Here is a 16,211-nt window from a genome sequence, read left to right on the forward strand (position 1 = left end):
TAACGAACAAATGGCCATTATCATTAAGAAAGTAAGCTCGAAGAAGGAGCTGAAGACCTTTATCCGCTTTAATTACGAGTTATACAGAGGGAATCCTTATTCCGTGCCCGACTTGTATGACGATATGTTGGGTACCTTTAGTCCGAAAAGAAACGCGGCTTTTGAATTTTGCGAGGCGGATTATTTCCTTGCTTACAGAAACAGCCATGTAGTAGGGCGTGTAGCCGCTATTATCAACAGGCGCGCCAACGAAACATGGAACAAGAAAGAAGTCCGCTTCGGATGGATTGACTTTATTGATGACTTCGAGGTGTCGGAGGCTTTGCTCGACACCGTGGCGCAATGGGGGAAAGAACGGGGCATGGAAGCAATGGTAGGCCCGTTAGGCTTTACCGACATGGATGCCGAAGGCATGCTGATTGAAGGGTTCGACCAGTTGAGCACGATGTCGACGATTTATAATTTCCCGTATTATCCGCAGCACATGGAGAAGCTGGGCTTTGAGAAAGAAACCGACTGGGTAGAGTTCAAGCTTACAGTCCCCGACAAGCTGCCTGAAAAGTTTGTACGCATTTCTGAGATTATCCTTCAAAAGTACAAGCTGAAGATAAAGAAACTGAAGCGGAAGGAAATAAAGGAAAAGAATTATGGCCAGAAAATTTTCGACTTGATTAACGAAGCGTATGCTCCGCTTTACGGCTATTCGAAGATGACGCAGGGGCAGATCAATCAATATATTAAGATGTATTTGCCGCTTATCGACATGCGCATGGTGTCGCTGGTGGAAGACGAGAACGGCGAACTGGTGGCAGTAGGCATTTCGATGCCTTCGCTTTCCGAAGCTTTACAGAAAGCCAAGGGAAAGATGCTGCCTTTCGGCTGGTATCATTTGATGAAGGCGCTTTTCTTCAAGAAGCCCCAAGTGCTTGACTTGTTGCTGGTCGGGGTGAAGCCCGAATACCAGAGCAAGGGAGTGAACGCTTTGTTGTTTTACGACTTGGTACCTGTTTACCAGCAGATGGGCTTTAAATACGGCGAAAGCAATCCGGAACTGGAAGTAAACAAGAAAGTGCAGTCGCAATGGAACGCGTTCGAATCGGTGTTGCACAAACGCCGCCGGGCATATAAGAAAATGCTGTAAATATATAAGCTTTGTGAGCTTTAACCCGAAAGACCAAGACCTATGGAAGAAGAAAACGAACTGATGCAACCGACCGCTTCTTACACAGAAGAAAATATCCGCCATTTGAGCGATATGGAACATGTGCGTACCCGTCCGGGCATGTATATCGGACGTTTGGGAGACGGTTCTCAGGCTGAAGACGGAATTTATGTCCTGATGAAAGAGGTGATAGACAATAGTATCGATGAGTTCAAAATGGGAGCAGGCAAACGTATCGACATCCAGCTGGAAGAGGGTTTGCGTGTTTCTGTCCGCGACTATGGGCGAGGCATTCCATTGGGAAGCCTGGTTGATGCGGTTTCCATGCTGAATACCGGAGGAAAATATGATACGAAGGCTTTCAAGAAAAGTGTCGGCTTGAACGGCGTCGGTGCCAAGGCGGTCAACGCGTTAAGTTCCCGCTTTGTTGCACGAAGCGTGCGCGACGGACAAATGCGTGAAGCCATATTCGAGCGGGGAAACCTGATAAGCGACACCACGGGCCCTACGCAGGAAGAAAACGGTACATTCATCTTTTTCGAGCCGGACAACACGCTGTTCTTGAATTACCATTTCCGCCCGGAGTTCATCGAGACCATGCTCCGCAACTATACGTATCTCAATACGGGGCTATCCATTTATTATAACGGGAAGCGGATTGTGAGCCGGAACGGGCTGGAAGATTTGCTGAATGACAACATGACCGCTCCGGGGCTGTATCCGATTGTGCACCTGAAAGGAGAGGATATCGAAATCGCCTTTACCCATACGGCGCAATACGGAGAGGAATATTATTCGTTCGTCAACGGGCAGCATACCACACAGGGCGGTACGCATCAAAGTGCGTTCAAGGAACACCTCGCCCGTACGATTAAAGAGTTCTATGGGAAAAACCTGGAATATCAGGATATCCGTAACGGACTGGTGGCGGCCATCGCCATTAATGTCATTGAACCGACATTCGAAAGCCAGACGAAAATCAAGCTGGGCTCGTTGGTCATGGCTCCCGAAAAGGATTCCGACGGCAATCCTTATCCGTTATCAGGCATCAGTGTCAATAAGTTTGTAGGCGACTTCATCAAAGAGAACGTTGACAACTATTTGCACAAGCATCCCGATGTGGCGGATGTGGTGCTGCAGAAGATTCAAGAGTCGGAAAAGGAACGCAAGGCGATAGCCGGCGTGACCAAGATTGCACGGGAAAGAGCCAAGAAAGCCAATTTGCATAACCGCAAGTTGCGTGATTGCCGCATTCATCTGAACGACCAGAAGGCATCGAAGAAAGACGAAGAGAACGATCCGCGTCTGGAGAGTTCCATCTTTATCACCGAGGGAGATTCGGCGAGCGGCTCCATTACCAAAAGCCGGGATGTCAATACGCAAGCGGTGTTCAGCCTGCGCGGAAAACCGCTCAACTCGTTCGGGCTGACGAAGAAGGTGGTTTACGAGAACGAAGAGTTCAACCTTCTCCAGGCGGCATTGAATATTGAAGACGGGCTGGACGGACTCCGGTATAATAAGGTGATTGTAGCCACCGATGCGGATGTAGACGGAATGCATATCCGCTTGCTGATGATTACCTTCTTCCTTCAGTTCTTTCCGGACTTAATCAAAAAAGGCCATGTATACATCTTGCAGACGCCGCTCTTCCGCGTGCGCAACCGCAAGAAGGGAGTGTACGAAACGATTTACTGCTACTCGGAAGAAGAACGTCTGGCGGCTATTGAGAAGCTGAGCCCGAATCCCGAAATCACCCGGTTCAAAGGATTGGGAGAAATATCCCCCGATGAATTCCGCAATTTTATCGGCAAAGACATGCGGCTGGAACAGGTTTCCCTGCGCAAGACCGATGCCGTAGGCGAATTGTTGGAGTTCTATATGGGAAAAAATACAATGGAGCGTCAGAACTTTATCATCAATAATCTGGTAGTAGAAGAAGATTTAATTGGCAACGCATGAAAAGAGCGATATTCCCTGGCACGTTCGACCCCTTTACCATAGGGCATTATTCTGTAGTGGAGCGTGCTTTGACCTTTATGGACGAAATTATCATCGGCATCGGCGTGAACGAGAAAAAACATACGTGGTTTCCTACCGAAAAGCGTGTGCGGATGATTGAAAAGCTTTATGCCGGCAATCCTCGGATACGGGTAGAAGCGTACAATGGGTTAACGGTGGACTTTGCGTGTATGCGGGACGCCCGGTTCATTATCCGCGGCATCCGTACGGTGCACGATTTTGAATACGAAGAAACGATAGCCGACATTAACCGGAAGCTGGCGGGCATTGAAACCATTTTGCTTTTTACCGAGCCGGAACTGACCGCTATCAGCTCTACCATTGTCCGTGAATTGTTGTCGTATGGCAAGGATGTAAGTTCCTTCCTGCCAGCCGACTTAGACATTAATATATAATAACTGGTATGAAATATTTCTTGATGACATGCTGTTGTGTGCTTTTCACGCTTTCGTCGGGGGCACAAAACAACAAGCTTTTAAATTCCCCCTCCCGCAAGTTGCAATTGGCGGAATTTGCCATTGCCAATCTTTATGTGGATGAAGTAAACGAGGACAAATTGGTAGAAGATGCGATTGTCAGCATGTTGAAAGAGCTTGACCCGCATTCCCTGTATTCTAACCCTGAAGAGGTAAAAGCGTTGAACGAGCCTTTGCAAGGTAATTTCGATGGCATTGGCATCCAGTTCAATATGGCGACAGATACCTTATTCGTTATCCAGCCTGTATCAGGAGGACCGTCCGAGAAAGTGGGAATCTTGGCTGGAGACCGCATTATTGAAGTGAACGACACCGTAATAGCCGGCGTAAAGATGAGTACAGAGAATATCATGCGGCGTTTGCGGGGCAAGCGGGGTACGAAAGTAAACGTAAAAGTGCAGCGCAGAGGGGTGTCCGGACTGCTTCCGTTTACCATCACACGGGATAAAATCCCGGTGTACAGCCTCGACGCTTCGTACATGGTGAACAAGCATATTGGCTACATCCGTGTCAACCGTTTTGCCGCTACAACGGGAAAAGAATTTGAGGAAGCCTTGCACCGCTTGCAGAAAGCCGGGATGAAAGACTTAATCCTTGACCTGCAAGGAAACGGAGGAGGCTATTTGAATGCAGCCATCGAACTGGCGAACCAATTCTTGGGGAAGAACGAATTAATCGTATATACCGAAGGGCGCCGCAATCCGCGTGCGGAATTTGAAGCCGAAGGAAGCGGGGATTTCTTGAAAGGACGTTTGATTGTATTGGTGGACGAGTATTCGGCTTCAGCCAGTGAAATTGTGACCGGAGCCATTCAGGATTGGGACAGAGGCTTGGTCGTAGGAAGGCGTTCATTTGGAAAAGGTTTGGTGCAACGCCCGGTTGACTTGCCGGACGGTTCTATGATTCGGTTGACCGTAGCCCGCTATTACACGCCTTCGGGACGGTGCATCCAAAAGCCGTATGAGAATATCGAGGAATACAACCGTGACCTGATAGACCGTTATAACCGGGGCGAGATGTTAAGTGCGGACAGCATTCATTTTCCTGATTCCCTGAAGTATAAGACCTTACGCCTGGGGCGTACCATTTACGGAGGCGGAGGCATTATGCCCGACTATTTTGTTCCGGTGGATACGACCATGTATACCGATTATTACCTTGCTTTGCGTGACAAGGGGGCTATCGTGCAGCAGAACCTGAAGCTGGTGGATGCGCACCGGACAGAATGGCTGAAGCAATACAAAGATTTCCGGCACTTTGAAAAAGAGTTTGAAATTACTCCTGCCATGCTGGATGACCTGAAGGCATTGGGCAAGTCATTAGGGGCTGTTTATAAGGAAGACGAGTATCAACTGGCTCTGCCTTTGATTAAAGCCCAGCTGAAAGCGCTCATCGCACGTGACCTTTGGGATATGGACGAGTATTTCCAAATCATCAACCGCATGAGTGATACGGTGAATAAGGCGGTCGAACTCTTGGAACAGCCCGGGCTTAATTTCCCGGAACGCGATTAAAGCCCCAGTTCGGCACGGATGCGGCTATACGGCGCGTCTTTTAGCAAGACACGCTTTTCTCCGTCTAAAAGATAGAGCGAAGGCATTGCCTTCAGGTCGTAAAGCGCTCCGAGCTTGATGGCTTCCCGGTCGGTGCCCGCCAGCCAGCCGGAAGGAATGGAAGAAAGGTCGTTTTCCCATGCTTCCGGATTGCCTTCTGTATAGATAGCCAATACGGTAAGTTGCCCTGTACCGACCGCATCTGCCAGTGCCGTATCGTGTATCATCTCTTGCATGATTTCGTGACATCCGGGGCATTCAGGGTCATAGAAAACCAACAAGAGGCGGTTGTTTTTTACGTTCGTCTCTTGTAACGTTCGTGCTTGCCCGTTGGGAAGATAATAGGTGAAATCAGAGGCTTTGGCTCCGGGCAGATTGCGGCTGGCTAATTTCAGCTTGAAGTCGAGGCTGCTCTTCCGGGATTCATCGAGTGCAGGGCTTTGCAGCATGCGCTTCAGATAAATGATGTATAACGGTTCGTTATAAAGAGGCGAATTGGGATTATACAAATAATCATCGAACAATTGCATGAATACCTTACGCGCAGGCTCTTGCTTTTCCATGTGTGTACACAGGTTCCCGATGCTTTCTTCTATTTTATCTTCCGGCGTTTGGCCATCCGCCAAGAGAGATATATGATTGACAAATCCCTGTTCGGTTATATTCCGGTTCTGAAGCAAGGTGGTATCCGAGAAGTTGAAGTTATCCCAGTAATGGGCAATCAGGAAATCCTTCCGTTCATCCGGTTCGGTCAGTACCGTAGGGATATCGGGAAAAGGGAATTGCGCCTCTGCCGGAGCCGGTGAAGCTTCTTTATTCGTTCCGGCATCCGCAGATGGCTTGCCTCCGCTTTTGCAGGAAGCCAGGCATCCGATACCGGCAATCATCAGCGCATATAAAAGAATCTTTTTCATGGCGTATGTCCTTACGTAAGTTTGTAAGGCAAAGATACAATTTTATAAATGAAGAATGAAGAACGAAGAATGAAGAATTTGCTTCGTCCGCATGAAATTCTTTATTTTTAGAGTTTTTTGCGGCGGGATATGCACCTATCTGCATCGGGCTGCGCATGTATATCCGAAGGGGAATGCACATAGATGCGTGGGCCGTTTAAAACGATGCATCCTCACTGGGTCATCGGAATACCCCCAAAGCGTTACAATTGTTACAATTACAGTTATTACAAATGAAAATTGCTGAAACCGGCAAAGAAAACTTATAGTTATAAATTATATTATATATAAATATATATTTATATATAATATAATTTATTCGTAGTAAGGATTACTCATTTGTGAACCGCCTTGCTGGAATACGATTTTACTGATTGTCATTTGGAATTTGGAATAACTGTAATTGTAACAATTGTAACGCTGTAACGGAAATCCGCCTTTTCTTCGTCTGATATGTTTTATTTCAAATATCAGATTCTCATCAAATTAATCGGTACATGCCTCCTGCAAGGCTCTTGACCACTCCTTTCAGTTCCAGTTCGAAAAGAATACCGGTCATGCCGGTGATAGCGATGTTGCTCTCTACCACAAGGCTGTTCACCTGAATGCCTTCGGGGTATTTCCGCATGATTTGGACGATGCGTGCCTCTTCGGGATTCAGTTCGGGGAAGAGTTGGCGTTGGATGGCGGACGGGAGTTCTTTGGGGCAATCCCAATTCATGGCTTTTACCAACTCTTCCGCGCTTTGCAAAAGAACGGCGCGATTGGCGCTAATCAGGTAGTTGCATCCCTCCGAAAAGACATCTCCTACCCTGCCGGGAAAAGCAAAACAATCCCGGTGGTAGCTTTCCGCTATCTCTGCCGTAATAAGCGAACCTCCTTTTTTTGCCGATTCCACTACAATGGTGGCATCGCTTATCCCTGCTACGATACGGTTGCGCTTGACGAAGTTCTGCTTGTCCGGATTCGTCCCGCTCATGAATTCGGTTAATAACCCGCCGTGTAAGGTCATTTCCGAAGCGGTATTCCGGTGTACGAACGGGTAAATCCGGTCCAGTCCGTGAGCCAGTACGCCAATGGTATCCAGCCCGTATTGCAGGGCAGCGCGATGTGCGTGGATGTCGATGCCATACGCCAGCCCGCTCACGATGATTGCATCGGGAAGCCGCTCTTTCAGTTCGCGCACGAAACGGAGACATAAATCCTTGCCATAATCGGTGGCATTGCGTGTTCCTACCATGCTGATGACATGCCGCCGGTTCAGGTCGGCCGTTCCTTTATAAAAGAGGACGAGCGGCGCATCGTTGCATTCTCTTAGGCGGGAAGGATATGCCTCGTCTTCTTCCGTGAGGCAGGCTATCCGGTTCTTTTCGGCAAAGGAAAGTTCAGCCTCGCACCGTCTGAGCACTTCCGGATGGTCGAATGCCTGGATAAGCCGCACAGGGATGTCCGGCAAAATGTCCGGAAGTTCTTTCCGATGTTCGAAGAGTACCGTAGCGTTTCCTGCGGCTTGCAGAAGGTTATGGGCATGGCCGACTCCGATGCCGGGCAATTGAGTCAAAGCCAACCGGTAAAGCGTTTCATTTGTGTTCATTCTGATAGGTAAGGGGCGAAAAGTTGGTTGAAAAGCTCGCTATCGCTCAATCGTCCGTTGATGAGGCAGACCGTTTCTACTGTAGATTTGATAACAACCTTCATATCGGGCAACCGGAAAATGTCCTGATAGAAAACATACTTGATTCCTTCTTTCTTCAGATAGAGCTTCGATACAAACTCATCCCCGCTCTTCAGAGGAGTCTTGAACGCCATGGTAAGCCGTGCCACTACGGGGTCGATGCCCTCCGCATGAAGCCGGGCGAAGCTGATGCCGGTAGAGAGCAGGAACTCATGCCGGGTATGTTCGATATAATGTTGGTAATTCGCATTGTTGACAATTCCTTGCAGGTCGCATTCATAATCGCGCACCTTCATTTTCAACTCGTAAATGTAGTCCATAAGTTTTTTTAGGTTTGTTATTCGTTCTTTCTTTTCAGATATTCATATCCGATGCGGCAATATAAGCATTTTTTCAAATCACAATAGTTTTTTTTAAGTTGAATTAAGGCTTGAGCGTCTCCTGCGTGCAGTGCTTTTACGCCACACTCCTGCCACATACGGATGATATTGTTGTTTTCCGGCTTTAATTCTTCCAGAAACTTTCCGGCACGTTGGCATAGTGTTTCGTTTGCCTTATGCTTTCCGTATGCATACAGGAAAGGGATTACCGTATTGATAATCAGCAGGTCGATGGAGGTGTTGCTTAATGTTTTCGGATGCGAAGGAGAGGTCTCGCCGAACGTATAATGGGTCAGCCAGTATTCGGAAGTCCCTCCCCGCAAAAGGTCGCGCACTTGTTTCAGGGTTTCCGTTTCCATGAGCCGGGAGAGCAGCCCCTGCGACCGATAGTACAGGCATGCCAGCTGGGCGATGCGGATGTGCGGGAAGTTTCCCGGCCGCATCCGGAGGAAACGCCAATGGCATTCGGAAGAAGGCGTAAGTTCGAATTTGTGTTTCAGGTATTGGTATTCTTTTATCATGTTTTCGGTATAGGCATCGACGGGAAGTTCCTGCAAGAGCCCGGCTTGCCCGAAAAAGAAAGCTTCTATCTGGAACAGGTTGTCCCTGTGTTTGTTGACCGCTCCCAAAGGTACCGATTTTGCCCATAACTCGAATGTATCGGCATTGACCCCGAATCCGAAATTACGCGCCAGAGTGATAAAGAAAGCATGCTCCCAATCCCGGTTGCATGCCTCCAGGCGCTTTTGGATTTGTCCGGTTTTTGCTTCGAACCGTTCGATTTGGAGGTTGGAAAGCCAGCTGTGCAGGAAGAAAGCCGACAATCGGGGAATCAGTTCATGGCATGCCGGATACCGGTCTTCTTTCAGAAGCTGTTCGTAATTGGAGGCGAGGTAAGAGGGATAGTGCAGCTCCATTTGGGGGATAAGCTCTCCGTTGGTACGGGTGGGAACTGCATCAATCTGGGAAGCTACGTGGAGGATGACCGAATCGTATGCCGGGTCTTGGTGATGACGATGCCTGAACCAGTCGGAAGCTTGTTGGTGTATCTCTACATTCCCTACCCACAACACGCCGCCTATCTTGATTTTGGCATTGAAAAAGTCGGGTCCTGCATGGGTGTTTTGCAGTCCCGGGTCGATGATTTCAATCGTTTTCCCATCGGTGGTTTGCTGAGGTTTCAGGGCAAAAAGCCTGTGTTTCCACACGTAATGCAAGAATTGTTCCATGTTAATGAGGTGTAAATGTTCGATAAATGTCCATTAGTAATAACGAAAATTCCTATCTTTGTGCAGAAAATAAATAGGTTTATTATGAAAATAGCATTGATTGGATATGGAAAGATGGGCAAAGAGATTGAAAAGATTGCTCTTTCCCGCGGACATGAGATTGTAAGCATTATCGATGTTGATAATCATCAGGATATGGATTCGGATGCATTCCGCTCGGCGGATGTCGCCATTGAGTTTACGGCTCCTTCGGTGGCGTATGGCAATTGCCTGGATGCATTCCGCCAAGGCGTAAAGGTCGTATCGGGCAGTACAGGCTGGATGGGCGAGCATGGCGAAGAGATGCGCCGCTTGTGCAAGGAAGAAGGAAAGACGTTGTTCTGGGCTTCCAACTTCAGCCTGGGCGTAGCGATATTCTCGGCGGTCAATAAGTATTTGGCAAAGATTATGAACAAGTTCCCTAATTACGATGTTTCGATGGTGGAAACCCATCACATCCATAAGCTGGACGCGCCCAGCGGAACGGCTATCACACTGGCTGAAGGCATCCTCGAAAACCTGGACCGGAAGGACAAATGGGTAATGGGCACACTGACCGCACCCGACGGTACGGTGAGCGGCACTACGGAATGCGCGCCCGATGAGCTGCCCGTAAGCGCTATCCGAAAGGATGAGGTGCCGGGCATCCATACCGTCCGGTACGAATCGGAGGCGGATTCGATTATCATCACACACGATGCCAAGAACCGGAAAGGGTTCGCTTTGGGAGCCGTGCTGGCGGCTGAGTACACGGCTACGCACGAAGGCTTTTTAGGTATGAACGATTTATTTCAATTTTAGCACACAGTTATGATACAAGCGTCACGCAGGCAATGGATTAAGTTCGGCATTGTCCTCCTTTTATATATTGTGTTCCTCGTCTGGTTGAGGAGCTGGCTGGGCATTGTCGTCATCCCGTTTATATTTGATGCCTATATCACGAAAAAGATTCCATGGACCTGGTGGAAGAAATCGAAGAACAAGGCGGTGCTGACCGTTATGGGATGGGTGGATGCCATCGTATTCGCCTTGGTGGCGGTTTATTTTGTCAACCTCTACTTCTTCCAGAACTATGTGATTCCCTCTTCGTCCTTAGAGAAGTCATTGCTGGTAGGCGATTATCTGTTCGTGAGCAAGATGAGCTACGGGGCGCGCATTCCGCAAACCCCTTTGCACATGCCGCTTACCCAGCATACGCTTCCGGTGTTCAATTGCAAATCTTACTTGGAGTGGATTCAGTGGGACTACAAGCGAGTAGGCGGACTGGGGACCGTACAGCTCAATGACATCGTGGTGTTCAACTTTCCGGCGGGGGACAGTGTGGCCACGGCTATACCTGCTGACGACCTGTACCGCCTGAGCTACGATGCGGGCAGGCAATTGTCCCAGCCGGTCGATATGTCACGCCTGACACTGGAGCAGCAAAGGCAAGTCTTCGCATACTATTACACCGCCGGACGCAAGTATATTGACGAGAATCCGCAACTATATGGAAAGGTCATCGCACGCCCGGTGGACCGGCGGGAGAATTATGTAAAGCGTTGCGTAGGGCTGCCCGGGCAGACGCTGGAAATCAAGGACCGCATCATTTACCTGGACGGGAAGCCGAACAAGGAGCCGGACAACGTGCAATACCGGTATATCGTGCGGACCAAAGGCAGGATTCCCGAGGATTTGTGCCACGAGTTAGGCATCAGCCAGGAAGACCTGATGATGTATTATCCGGAAGAATCGGTGTACAACCTTCCCCTGACCGCGCAGGCGAAGGCGGCTTTGTCGGCACGGAAAGACGTGGTGCTCTCTATCGAAAACATGCCCGACGAGCCGATAGACGGACTGTATCCGGTGAACAAGATAACCGGTTGGACATTGGATAATTACGGTCCCGTCTGGATTCCGAAGAAAGGCGAGACCATCGACCTGACACTCGATAACCTGCCGGTATACGAACGCCCGATTCATGCCTACGAAGGCAATCGCATCGAGGTAAAAGACGGAAAGATTTACATCAACGGACAGGAAACCACCCGTTACACGTTCAAGATGGATTATTATTGGATGATGGGCGATAACCGGCACAATTCCGCCGACTCCCGTTTCTGGGGTTTCGTGCCCGAAGACCATATCGTAGGAAAACCGATATTTATCTGGCTGTCCTTAGACCAAGACCGCGGATGGCTGGACGGAAAGGTCCGTTGGAACCGCTTGTTTAAGTTTGTGGATACGATAAAGTAAATGCATGCAAACTGGAAAACCGTACTGAAAGGGGCTGCCGGATGCATTCTGGCGGTTATCCTGGTGAAAGCTTTTCTTGTGACGTCTTGTTTTATCCCTTCTTCCGGGATGGAGAACACGCTTTATCAGGGCGAAGGGGTATTGATAAGCAAGTGGAGCTACGGTTTGCGTATGCCTTTTCCGTCGGTTTTCGGATATCACCGCATCGGCTCTTGCGAGGTGGAAGAAGGCGATATCGTCTTGTTCAACGACCCCAATCCTGCCAATCCCGACAAGCGGATAGAAGGGAGGGAAGTGTTTATCAGCCGGTGCATCGGCACGGCGGGCGACACCTTGTTGCTGAATAAGGAACTGATAGATACCGAAAACGAGGTATGGAGCCCCGACAACAAGGCTTTGTACGTGTATCCTGCCGCTCAGGAAGACGCGGTGCAGGCGATTTTAGAGGCGGTGGAGATTCACGACAATCCGCTGGTGGGCTATACCGAAGACGGCGGCTTTATCCGGAGCTTCAGCCGGTACGAATGGTATCTGGTTTCGCAAAAGGCGGGCAAGGGCATTACGTTTACCCCCTTGAACGCCAAGCTTGCCGATGAAGTGCATCCGTATGTGGTGCCCCGGAAAAATATGTCCGTAACGGTTTATCCGTGGAACGTGGTGCTGCTGTGCAATACGATTGTGTCGCATGAAGGAAAGCAGGCGATGGTGAAAGGCGATACCCTGTGGGTAGAAGGAAAGCCGGTGCGTTCGTACACCTTCACGAAGAACTATTATTGGATGGCGTCGAATGACCCGGTGAATTTGTCCGACTCCCGCCTGTTCGGCTTCGTGCCCGAGGAATACATCATCGGCAAGGCATGGCGCATCTGGTTTACGGTCCGTAAGGGACGCTTTATGCAACGTGTAGAATAGATTTATGGAGAAAGAAATAATACTGAGTTCAGCCTATCTGGCGCCGGTGGAGTATTATACGAAGCTGTACGCGTATGATAGAATCTATGTGGAGCGCTTCGACCATTATGTGAAGCAGACCTACCGGAACCGGTGCGTGATTGCTTCGGCTTCCGGACCGCTGGCGCTGACCATACCCACCGGGAAGAGCGACGAGCTGAAATGCCGGATGAAAGACGTGCGCATCTCCGATCATGGGAACTGGCGGCATGTGCATTGGAACGCCTTTGTGGCAAGCTATAAGCACAGTCCCTTTTTCGACTACTATGCCGATGAGTTTCACGTCTTTTTCGAACGGAAATACGAGTTTCTGTACGACTTCAACTGGGAATTGTGCCAATGGGTGTGCGGACAAATCGACTTGCAGCCCTGCATGATGCCTACCGGCGCATACGAGGCGGAGCCGGAAAACAGGGAAGATTTCCGCGAGCTTATCCACCCGAAAAAGCCGTATGCGGACTGCGATGCCCGCTTCGTGCCCAAGCCCTATTATCAGGTGTTTGACGCGCAGACCGGCTTCTTGCCGAACCTGAGCATCGTTGATTTGCTGTTCAACATGGGACCGGAAAGCCTCATCGTGCTCCGGGAAAGCCTGAGGAATGAAGAATTTACAAACTTATAAACTCACAAACTTATAAACTCACAAACTTAAAAAAACATGCCTACAGTAACAAAGAACTTATTAATCATCAACGTGCTTTGCTTTTTGGGCGCCATGGTTGCCCGGCGGTATGGAGTCGACCTGAACGACATGCTGGGCTTGCATTTCTTCCTTGCGTCCGATTTCAATCCCGCACAATTGATTACGTACATGTTCATGCACGCCAACTTCCAGCATATTTTCTTTAATATGTTTGCCGTATGGATGTTCGGACGCACCCTGGAAATGGTATGGGGACCGAAGCGGTTCCTTTTCTACTACATCCTGTGCGGCATCGGCGCGGGACTGATACAGGAAGCCGTTTACTATTTTGAATATGCCGACATATACAAATACAGCGGAGTAGATATTGGCACCGGAATCACGCTTTCGGTAGGCGAATTCCTGAATATGCAAACCACGGTGGGAGCCTCGGGAGCGGTATATGCCATCCTGCTGGCTTTCGGCATGCTGTTCCCCAACAGCGAGATGTTCATCTTCCCGATTCCCATGCCCATCAAAGCCAAATACTTCGTCATTGGCTATGCCGTGCTCGAGCTGGTATTGGGCATTAGCGGAGGCGACGGCATCGCCCATTTCGCCCACCTCGGCGGAATGCTGTTCGGATTGGTATTAATCATTTATTGGAGGAAGAAAAATGGCGGCGGACAACAGATTTATTACTAACCTGCGCGAAGGCTTTAAGCGGGGAGACATCGTTACCCAACTGATTTACATCAATGTCGGGGTGTTTATAGCGGTGTCGTTGGCCAACCTTTTCCTTGTCCTGTTCAAGGCAGGGGGAGGGCATTGGATGAACTACCTGATGTTTCCGGCTTCGGTGACGCGGTTCATCACCCAGCCGTGGACGCTGCTGACCTACATGTTCATGCACGCCGGCATCCTTCACATCCTCTTCAACATGCTGTGGCTCTATTGGTTCGGGCGCCTGTTCCTGGGCTTCTTCTCCGCCCGTCACTTGCGCGGGCTGTACGTGCTGGGAGGCATTGCCGGGGCGGCGCTCTACATGCTGGCGTACAACCTCTTCCCGTATTTCGAGGATGCGGTGTATTCTTCGTACCTGCTGGGCGCGTCGGCTTCGGTGCTGGCGATTGTGGTGGCTACCGCCGTCCGCGAGCCCGATTATCCCGTGCAGTTCATGTTCATCGGCACGGTGCGGCTCAAGTACGTAGCTGTTTTCATGGTTGCGCTCGACCTGCTGTTTATGACGGCAGACAATGCCGGAGGGCATCTGGCGCACTTAGGAGGCGCGCTGGCGGGCTGGTGGTTTGCTTCGGGGCTGGCGAAAGGGCGCGATGTGACCAAGTGGCTCAATGCGGCTTTGGACTTCTGCTCGGGCAGGTGGCACCGTGCGCCCAAGAAGCCGAAAATGAAGGTGCACTACGGCGACAAGCAAAAGGATTACGAGTTTAACGCCCGCAAGAAGCAGCGGTCGGACGAGATAGACCGCATCCTGGACAAGCTCCGCAAGTCGGGATACGGAAGCCTGACCGAAGAGGAGAAAAAGAGCCTGTTCGACGCAAGCAAGCAATGAAACGGATGAAGCATTTCATACAGACACTGGCGTTCTTGCTGAACGGTGTAGTGGCTGCGGGGTTTCTGATATGCGCCTACAGCCCTTACCTCTCTCCGGTAGAGCATCCGGTAGGAGCGTGCGCGGGGCTGTTCATCCCCGTCTTTATCGCGCTGAACCTCGCTTTCTGCCTGGTCTGGCTTTGCCTGAAGCCGTGGGGGGCGTTGTTTCCGCTGGCGGTATTCGCCTTGGGCTGGAACAGCCTGAACGCCTATTTCCCCGTCGGCTCGATAAAGGAGCCGGGCGAAGGAAGCCCCACGCTCAAGTTCCTCACCTATAATACGCAGGGGATTTCGCCGGGCGAAGGAAACGGCGGAGAAAACGCCGTCCTCTCCTACCTGCGCCGATGCGGAGCCGACATCGTCTGTCTGCAGGAGTTCATACCGGGCGTCCATGCCTCCGCCGAGGAAATCAGCCAAGCCCTGGAAGACATCTATCCGCATCACGCCTCCACGCGGATAAAAGGGGGCGACGTGCTGGCGTGCTATTCACGCTATCCTATTCTGGAAACCGAGGAAATCGCCTATCCCAGCCTCTACAACGGAAGCGTCCTCTACCGGATAAAGGTAGGCGAAGACACGCTGGCGGTAATCAACAACCATTTGGAATCGAACAAGCTGGACGCCTACGACAAGAAGGTGTACAACGAAATCCTGAAGTCCCCGCGCGAGGCGAACGTGAAGGCGGAAGGGAAACACCTGCTGCGCAAGCTGGCAGATGCGGTGGCGCTCCGTGCCCCGCAGGCAGACTCCGTGGCACGCGCCATCCGCGAGAACCGGGCAGACTACATGCTGGTGTGCGGCGACTTCAACGATTCGCCCGTGTCGTATGCCTACCGGGTGATTGGCGAGGGGCTGGACGATGCTTTCGTGGCAGCGGGCGCAGGACCGGGCTTCACCTACAACCAGAACCACCTGTATTTCCGTATCGACCACATCTTCGTCAGCCCGGCGTTCCGTGTCCTCGAGTGCAAGGTAGACCGCAGCATCCGTGCTTCCGACCATTATCCCGTATGGTGCATCGTAGAACGATGATGTTTATTTACGATTTACGATTTTGATTGCGGTGGATTCGTAATTTTGAACCGCAGATTGGCGCAGATTTCCGCGGATTAAAATATTTAATATCCGCATTCCACCCAATTGCCTTGTAGGGGCGTATCGCATACGCCCCGAAGACACCCGCATGGGTTAGTTGATGCATTCGGGCGTATGCGATACGCCCCTACATGGGATGTTTGCGGATATTCAACTTAAAATATAAAAAATAATCCGCGGAAATCCGCGCCAATCTGCGTTTCCGTCA

At 50.3% G+C, this 16,211-nt stretch carries 15 protein-coding genes; 11 read left to right on the forward strand and 4 right to left on the reverse strand.

Annotation, left to right across the window (positions count from 1 at the left end; all coding sequences use genetic code 11):
• Positions 1-10: 10 nt before the first annotated feature.
• From BACSA_RS11690 to BACSA_RS11705, 4 genes are read left to right on the forward strand one after another with little or no spacing between them, the layout of a single operon-like run.
• Positions 11-1,141, forward strand: a complete 1,131-nt coding sequence (locus BACSA_RS11690) for a hypothetical protein (protein ID WP_013618304.1) — start codon at positions 11-13, stop codon at positions 1,139-1,141.
• A 42-nt stretch (positions 1,142-1,183) separates the two neighbouring features.
• Positions 1,184-3,121 carry a DNA topoisomerase IV subunit B gene (locus tag BACSA_RS11695; protein ID WP_013618305.1) on the forward strand — a complete coding sequence of 646 codons (1,938 nt, stop codon included), beginning with the start codon at positions 1,184-1,186 and terminating at the stop codon, positions 3,119-3,121.
• Positions 3,118-3,576: a pantetheine-phosphate adenylyltransferase gene (gene coaD, locus BACSA_RS11700; protein ID WP_013618306.1), complete on the forward strand. Its 459-nt coding sequence runs from the start codon at positions 3,118-3,120 to the stop codon at positions 3,574-3,576. Before BACSA_RS11695 ends, coaD begins: the two co-directional genes overlap by 4 nt.
• Positions 3,577-3,584: 8 nt before the next feature.
• Positions 3,585-5,171 (forward strand): S41 family peptidase, encoded by a 1,587-nt coding sequence (locus BACSA_RS11705; protein WP_013618307.1) that lies wholly within the window; start codon positions 3,585-3,587, stop codon positions 5,169-5,171.
• Here the strand turns inward: BACSA_RS11705 and BACSA_RS11710 are convergent.
• From BACSA_RS11710 to BACSA_RS11725, 4 genes are all read right to left on the reverse strand, one after another.
• Positions 5,168-6,124, reverse strand: coding sequence for a DUF5106 domain-containing protein (locus BACSA_RS11710; RefSeq protein ID WP_013618308.1), 957 nt, complete (start codon positions 6,122-6,124; stop codon positions 5,168-5,170). The two genes, BACSA_RS11705 and BACSA_RS11710, sit on opposite strands and share 4 nt — an antisense overlap.
• Positions 6,125-6,644: 520 nt before the next feature.
• Entirely contained in the window at positions 6,645-7,757 is a 1,113-nt protein-coding gene (gene dprA / locus BACSA_RS11715; protein WP_013618309.1) for a DNA-processing protein DprA, read from the reverse strand.
• The gene (locus BACSA_RS11720) at positions 7,754-8,158 is read right to left on the reverse strand and encodes an acyl-CoA thioesterase (protein ID WP_013618310.1); all 405 of its coding nucleotides are present in this window, start codon (positions 8,156-8,158) and stop codon (positions 7,754-7,756) included. The genes dprA and BACSA_RS11720 overlap by 4 nt, the downstream gene beginning before the upstream one ends.
• Positions 8,159-8,175: 17 nt before the next feature.
• Positions 8,176-9,447, reverse strand: a complete 1,272-nt coding sequence (locus tag BACSA_RS11725; RefSeq protein WP_013618311.1) for a DUF2851 family protein — start codon at positions 9,445-9,447, stop codon at positions 8,176-8,178.
• An 84-nt stretch (positions 9,448-9,531) separates the two neighbouring features.
• Between BACSA_RS11725 and dapB the strand changes: the two genes are divergently transcribed.
• Genes dapB through BACSA_RS11760 form a run of 7 tightly spaced genes read left to right on the forward strand, consistent with a single transcriptional unit; the run spans position 9,532 to position 15,940 of the window.
• Positions 9,532-10,287 (forward strand): 4-hydroxy-tetrahydrodipicolinate reductase, encoded by a 756-nt coding sequence (gene dapB / locus BACSA_RS11730; RefSeq protein ID WP_013618312.1) that lies wholly within the window; start codon positions 9,532-9,534, stop codon positions 10,285-10,287.
• Positions 10,288-10,296: 9 nt separating this feature from the next.
• The gene (gene lepB / locus BACSA_RS11735; RefSeq protein ID WP_013618313.1) at positions 10,297-11,721 is read left to right on the forward strand and encodes a signal peptidase I; all 1,425 of its coding nucleotides are present in this window, start codon (positions 10,297-10,299) and stop codon (positions 11,719-11,721) included.
• Positions 11,722-12,633: a signal peptidase I gene (lepB, locus tag BACSA_RS11740; RefSeq protein WP_013618314.1), complete on the forward strand. Its 912-nt coding sequence runs from the start codon at positions 11,722-11,724 to the stop codon at positions 12,631-12,633.
• Between the two features lie 4 nt (positions 12,634-12,637).
• A complete protein-coding gene (locus tag BACSA_RS11745; protein ID WP_013618315.1) occupies positions 12,638-13,294 on the forward strand; it encodes a WbqC family protein in 657 nt (218 codons plus the stop codon).
• A gap of 36 nt (positions 13,295-13,330) precedes the next feature.
• Positions 13,331-13,999, forward strand: coding sequence for a rhomboid family intramembrane serine protease (locus BACSA_RS11750; RefSeq protein ID WP_013618316.1), 669 nt, complete (start codon positions 13,331-13,333; stop codon positions 13,997-13,999).
• A complete protein-coding gene (locus BACSA_RS11755) occupies positions 13,971-14,867 on the forward strand; it encodes a rhomboid family intramembrane serine protease (protein WP_013618317.1) in 897 nt (298 codons plus the stop codon). Before BACSA_RS11750 ends, BACSA_RS11755 begins: the two co-directional genes overlap by 29 nt.
• Positions 14,864-15,940, forward strand: coding sequence for an endonuclease/exonuclease/phosphatase family protein (locus BACSA_RS11760; RefSeq protein WP_013618318.1), 1,077 nt, complete (start codon positions 14,864-14,866; stop codon positions 15,938-15,940). The genes BACSA_RS11755 and BACSA_RS11760 overlap by 4 nt, the downstream gene beginning before the upstream one ends.
• The last annotated feature ends 271 nt before the right edge of the window (positions 15,941-16,211 follow it).

It is taken from the genome of Phocaeicola salanitronis DSM 18170 (genome assembly GCF_000190575.1).
Classification (GTDB): domain Bacteria; phylum Bacteroidota; class Bacteroidia; order Bacteroidales; family Bacteroidaceae; genus Phocaeicola; species Phocaeicola salanitronis.

What these genes read in the sequence shown, in the direction of transcription:
- BACSA_RS11690 (WP_013618304.1), top strand. Translation starts at nt 11, where the DNA reads ATGGCCATTATCATTAAGAAAGTAAGCTCGAAGAAGGAGCTGAAGACC.
- BACSA_RS11695 (WP_013618305.1), top strand. Translation starts at nt 1,184, where the DNA reads ATGGAAGAAGAAAACGAACTGATGCAACCGACCGCTTCTTACACAGAA.
- coaD (WP_013618306.1), top strand. Translation starts at nt 3,118, where the DNA reads ATGAAAAGAGCGATATTCCCTGGCACGTTCGACCCCTTTACCATAGGG.
- BACSA_RS11705 (WP_013618307.1), top strand. Translation starts at nt 3,585, where the DNA reads ATGAAATATTTCTTGATGACATGCTGTTGTGTGCTTTTCACGCTTTCG.
- BACSA_RS11710 (WP_013618308.1), bottom strand. Translation starts at nt 6,124, where the DNA reads ATGAAAAAGATTCTTTTATATGCGCTGATGATTGCCGGTATCGGATGC.
- dprA (WP_013618309.1), bottom strand. Translation starts at nt 7,757, where the DNA reads ATGAACACAAATGAAACGCTTTACCGGTTGGCTTTGACTCAATTGCCC.
- BACSA_RS11720 (WP_013618310.1), bottom strand. Translation starts at nt 8,158, where the DNA reads ATGGACTACATTTACGAGTTGAAAATGAAGGTGCGCGATTATGAATGC.
- BACSA_RS11725 (WP_013618311.1), bottom strand. Translation starts at nt 9,447, where the DNA reads ATGGAACAATTCTTGCATTACGTGTGGAAACACAGGCTTTTTGCCCTG.
- dapB (WP_013618312.1), top strand. Translation starts at nt 9,532, where the DNA reads ATGAAAATAGCATTGATTGGATATGGAAAGATGGGCAAAGAGATTGAA.
- lepB (WP_013618313.1), top strand. Translation starts at nt 10,297, where the DNA reads ATGATACAAGCGTCACGCAGGCAATGGATTAAGTTCGGCATTGTCCTC.
- lepB (WP_013618314.1), top strand. Translation starts at nt 11,722, where the DNA reads ATGCATGCAAACTGGAAAACCGTACTGAAAGGGGCTGCCGGATGCATT.
- BACSA_RS11745 (WP_013618315.1), top strand. Translation starts at nt 12,638, where the DNA reads ATGGAGAAAGAAATAATACTGAGTTCAGCCTATCTGGCGCCGGTGGAG.
- BACSA_RS11750 (WP_013618316.1), top strand. Translation starts at nt 13,331, where the DNA reads ATGCCTACAGTAACAAAGAACTTATTAATCATCAACGTGCTTTGCTTT.
- BACSA_RS11755 (WP_013618317.1), top strand. Translation starts at nt 13,971, where the DNA reads ATGGCGGCGGACAACAGATTTATTACTAACCTGCGCGAAGGCTTTAAG.
- BACSA_RS11760 (WP_013618318.1), top strand. Translation starts at nt 14,864, where the DNA reads ATGAAACGGATGAAGCATTTCATACAGACACTGGCGTTCTTGCTGAAC.